The sequence below is a fragment of the Sulfitobacter sp. HI0129 genome (assembly GCF_001635395.1).
Taxonomy (GTDB): domain Bacteria; phylum Pseudomonadota; class Alphaproteobacteria; order Rhodobacterales; family Rhodobacteraceae; genus Sulfitobacter.
The window spans coordinates 1-4,539 of sequence record NZ_LWGH01000316.1; the positions used below are offsets into that span (position 1 = coordinate 1).

The window sequence follows — 4,539 nt, forward strand, 5'->3', positions numbered from 1 at the left end:
TCGGGGCGGCCCAGGCGCCTCATCGGCACTTGCCGGTCAACGATCTCTTGTGTGCCGGGCGACAGGATTGAGGTTTCGATTTCACCCGGAGCCACCGAGTTGACGCGCACGCCCGTGTCGCCGAGTTCATGCGCCAGCTCGCGGGTCAAGGTCGTGAGGCCCGACTTGGACACGGCATAGGCCGCACCGGCAAATGGGTGCACCTGTTGGGCCGCGATAGATGAAACATTGACCACCGATCCCTTGGCCCGCCGCAGCGGTTCGATCAGTTCCTGGCACAGCATCAAGGGGGCCACCAGGTTGACGTGCTGCACATCCAGAAAGGTCTGGATCGGTGTGTTGACGGCATTCATCCGCGAGCGGTCTGCGACCCGATAGTATTCGCCGCGAAAAGGGATGATGCGAAAGTCATCCGCAACCCCGGACAGGGCCGCGATACGGTCCGCCTGCAACCCGGCGCAGGCCACCACCAGACGTGTTGACAGGGCGCCGCCAGATGTGGTCACCACGGTATTGTCCGTGCGTTCCTCAAGCCCTGTGACGGCCTGACCGAACAGGAAATCCACGCCGGAGCTTTCTAACCTCCTGTGCAATACCCGGCAGATCTCGCCATAATCAACGATACCGCTGGCTGGGGAAAACAGCGCCTGCACGCCGAGCACCATGGGTTCGCGCTCGGCAAGCTCTTCGCGGCTCACCGGCTGGACAACCTGCCCATTCTGGGTGGCGCGGCGTTCCAATTCGTCCAATGCGGATAGTTCTGACGCGTCGGTCGCAACAATCAGTTTGCCGCAATTCTCATACGCGATCTTATGGGTGTCGCAGAAGTCTTTCGTAGCCTTGGCACCGGCGGTGCATAGCTTGGCCTTGAGGCTGCCGGGCGCATAATAGATTCCGGCATGAATGACGCCGGAATTATGTCCGGTTTGATGCAGGCCGGGTCCGGATTCCTTGTCGATGACGACAATTTTCCGATCCGGTGCGGATTGGTGCAAAAAATGGGCGGTCGCAAGGCCGACGATCCCCGCACCAATGATTGCCAGGTCGTATATGTCACTCGAGCTTTGCATTAACCCCCCTTGGTTTCTTAACAGAAGGTCTATTCACCGAGTATCAGTCTATAAATTTCAATTTTGATGACTTAAGTTAAACATAACGAAACCAATGATCGGTCAAAGGAAGCACTATGCGGCAGCGTTCGCCCTTCAGCGGCACCCTTTCAGACGTTGATGTGTCCTTGCTACGCGAGTTCCTGGAGATTGCGGCGGCAGGTGGCATCACAGCGGCTGAGCCACGTTTGAACAAGAGCAAGTCAGCGATCAGCATCGGGCTGACCAAGCTTGAACAGCGGCTTGGGGTGCGCTTGTGCGAGCGTGGCAGATCGGGGTTTGCGCTGACCGAACAGGGTCGCCTGATCCACACGGCGACCGAACAGCTGATGTCCGAAATCAACCGGTTCTCGGATTTTGTCGGGTCAGCGTCGCATCGGCTTGAGGGCGAAGTCAGCGTGATGATCGACGACAGTTTCATCTTTGAAATGGAACAGCCCATCGCGTCGACCATCGCCAAGATGAACGAACATTATCCTCAACTTGACCTGAAGATCCGGATGACCGCACCTGACCGCGTTCTGGAGTCCGTTCTGGAAGGCAATGCCGACCTTGGATTCACCGGGTTGATACGGAGCAGTGATGCGTTGAACCTCATGCCGATGTTTGAAGAAGAGATGGGTCTTTTCTGTGGTGCGGATCATCCGCTGTTCAACATGCCCGAGGCAGAGTTGTCATATGAGATTTTGCAGCGCTACAGTTTTGTCCGCACCGGCGTCACGCAGACCGAAGAGTTTAGAAACTTCCTGTCTGGCCTCAGTTTTCAAGCCTCCGCACCAACCATTCTGTCCCGGATCCTGCTGATCCTGTCTTCACGTTATCTGGGATTTGTCCCGCTGGCCTTCGCGGCATTCTGGGAGGGCAAAGGGTCGATCCGTGAACTCCGGGTTCCCGGAAGCCGGGTCAAGATCGGGTGCTATCTGGTTCACAGGAAGTCGCGCCCCCTTGGTATGGCGGCAGGAACATTCAAAGACACTTTGAGCGACGAAGTTAAGAAACACGTCGCAAGCCTGCCAAAATAGAGACGGCTCTTATTGGGGGAAGGGGCTTTGGGCCGTAGGTTTCGAGCCCCTCACAACGCCGCTACCCTCATCGCCTAACGCTCTGCCCTTCAAGGTCCGGGGCGTTGGTCTCAAGTGTTCGCAGAAACGCGTTTCGCCCCTGGTCGATATCCGCAGAGATCCATTTTTCGGCGGCGTCGCCGTCCCGTCTGGCAAGAGCGTCAATCACCTTGTCATGCACATCATCGCCCCGATAGGTTTCAATCGCGCCTTCGAAATATCGCGAGAGCATTGGGCCCATCATGACCCAAAGTTGCTCGATGTGGTTTACAAGGGTCTCCTCTCGTGACGCCTTATATACACCGAAGTGGAACTCGATGTTCCTGCGAAATGCAGTGCCTCGCTGTTCGGGGAGCTGGGCAGTTCGGAACGACTCGTTCACTTCGCTGAGGGTCTGGAGTTCCTGCTGTGATATTCTTTCAGCGGCCAACCTTGCCGCTAGCCCCTCTAGTGGGGCCCTGACCAGAATGACCGAACGATAGCGATCCTTGGTCAAATCGGGAACTTGGGCAAATCGGCCCGACTTGTGCTCAAGAGCTCCCTCGCTGACAAGACGCAGGCAGGCTTCCCGGACCGGGGTAATGGATGTCCCGATCACATCGGCAAGGTCCTGCAGGATCATCCGCTGCCCTGGACCGTACTCTCCTTCGAGCAGGCCTGTTCTAAGAACCTGGTAGACGCGTAACGACAGGCTTCCCTTCGAGATTTTCCCGGTCGGAGCGCCGGATGTGCCTTGTCTGCCGGACAATGGGGCCGTTGCGTCGAACGATACAGGGTCTCCACTTTTCATCTTCGGGCCTCAATGCACGTATGTTGTATGGCTATCGAACCATCTATGTTGTCGGCATACCTCTGGCGCTTCAATCTCGAGTTGATGCGCTTCATTGGAATATGACTCATAAATTATCAGATATCCACACCCGCAGGGGATATTCTGCACGGGGAGAGGCTGGAGATGACTCTTCACCGACTTGTTTCTAGCGCAAGCATACCAGGTCGCAGTCGCAGATATCCAGTTGAATAGCGAGGCTTCATTGGTTGATTCAGAGCCTGAACCTCTTAGAGATACTGCCAAAGTTTGGCAAATTTGAGCGCAGCTGATGTCGGCGGTTCCGTTCGGTTCACGGGGTCGCGTGGGGCGTTCTACATTTTGATTTACAATTTATAAATTGCAAGATACAAATTCGATGCGGCCCTTCCACAGGAGATGGAGCTTGGCTGTCAAAAGGGAGGTAGATGATGAAACAAAGCATAAGGGCTATGCTCGGCGGTTCTCTTGTGGCCTGCGTTGCGAGCGCGGCAGTGGCACAGGATGCCTGGTGGCCATTTTCAGCTGAAGACTGGACATCAGGCGAGGCGGTCTCGATTGAATACAGCCCGACGGAGGCGCCGACAAAGAAGTGGAAGCTCTGCGCCGTTTATCCGCATATCAAGGATAGCTGGTGGATTGCGGTCAACTACGGCCAGGTGAGTGAAGCTCAGCGACAAGGTGTTGAGCTGACGGTATTCGAAGCCGGTGGCTATACCAACCTCAATCAACAGATCTCGCAGTTCAACGACTGCGTGGCGCTGGGGGCGGATGCCATCATGGTTTCAGTCATCTCTGAAGCTGGTCTGGCCAATCAGATCGAAGAAGCCACGAAGAACGGAACTGTCGTGGTGGGCGTCGGAAACCCAATCTTCGAAGCGAAAGTCACAAGCAAGATCTACACCGATCAGGAATTGATGGGTTTCACTGGCGGGCAGCTGGTTCTAGAGCTGTTCGAAGGTAACCCGGCGCGTGTCGTCCAGTTCCCCGGACCGCAGGGCGCCGGCTGGGCCGAAAGCAGCGCTGCGGGGTTTCGACGTGCGATCGAAGGGTCGGCTGTGGAGGTCCTCGAAGACAAATATGGCGATACCGGCAAGAGTGTTCAGCTCAGGCTGGTTGAGGATGCCTTGCAGGCCTATGACGACATAGACCTTCTTTATGGCGTCGCGGTTATGGCCGAGGTTGCCGTAACCGCCGTGGAGGAAGCGGGGCTGGCTGACAAAACCAAGATCGTTTCCTGGTACAGCAATCAGGGCATGATCGACGGTGTGCTAAACGGTACCGTCGCAGGAACCGTTACGCAGTATCCTGTTGCAATCGGCAGGATCGGTGTTGACCTCGCCATTCGCGCATTGGAAGGCCGTGAGTCGGCAAAAGAGGTGCATCCCGTGCCGCTGGCGATCACAACCGAAAACGTCGGAAGCCTTGACCTGACGAGGGCATTTGCCCCTGCAGGGTTCCAGCCAACCTTCAAGGTCGACTAACTCGACCGCCCCTGGGCACGCCGGGTTTTGCGATACGGTATATCTAACTTACATCGCAGAACGCGGCGGAGCCCGGG

4 protein-coding genes are annotated in these 4,539 nt (G+C 56.5%); 2 read left to right on the plus strand and 2 right to left on the minus strand.

Annotated features, from left to right (window positions below; translation table 11 throughout):
• The coding region (lhgO, locus tag A3764_RS07465; protein WP_150122100.1) for an L-2-hydroxyglutarate oxidase at positions 1 to 1,070 on the minus strand (1,070 nt) is incomplete at its 3' end.
• A gap of 116 nt (positions 1,071 to 1,186) precedes the next feature.
• Between lhgO and A3764_RS07470 the strand changes: the two genes are divergently transcribed.
• A complete protein-coding gene (locus A3764_RS07470; RefSeq protein ID WP_067267622.1) occupies positions 1,187 to 2,131 on the plus strand; it encodes a LysR family transcriptional regulator in 945 nt (314 codons plus the stop codon).
• Positions 2,132 to 2,198: 67 nt separating this feature from the next.
• On the opposite strand, the gene A3764_RS07475 is transcribed toward A3764_RS07470, so the two are convergent.
• The gene (locus A3764_RS07475) at positions 2,199 to 2,918 is read right to left on the minus strand and encodes a GntR family transcriptional regulator (RefSeq protein WP_236628123.1); all 720 of its coding nucleotides are present in this window, start codon (positions 2,916 to 2,918) and stop codon (positions 2,199 to 2,201) included.
• A 488-nt stretch (positions 2,919 to 3,406) separates the two neighbouring features.
• Here A3764_RS07475 and torT point away from each other — a divergent pair, with 488 nt between their 5' ends.
• Positions 3,407 to 4,462, plus strand: coding sequence for a TMAO reductase system periplasmic protein TorT (torT, locus tag A3764_RS07480; RefSeq protein WP_082851182.1), 1,056 nt, complete (start codon positions 3,407 to 3,409; stop codon positions 4,460 to 4,462).
• The last annotated feature ends 77 nt before the right edge of the window (positions 4,463 to 4,539 follow it).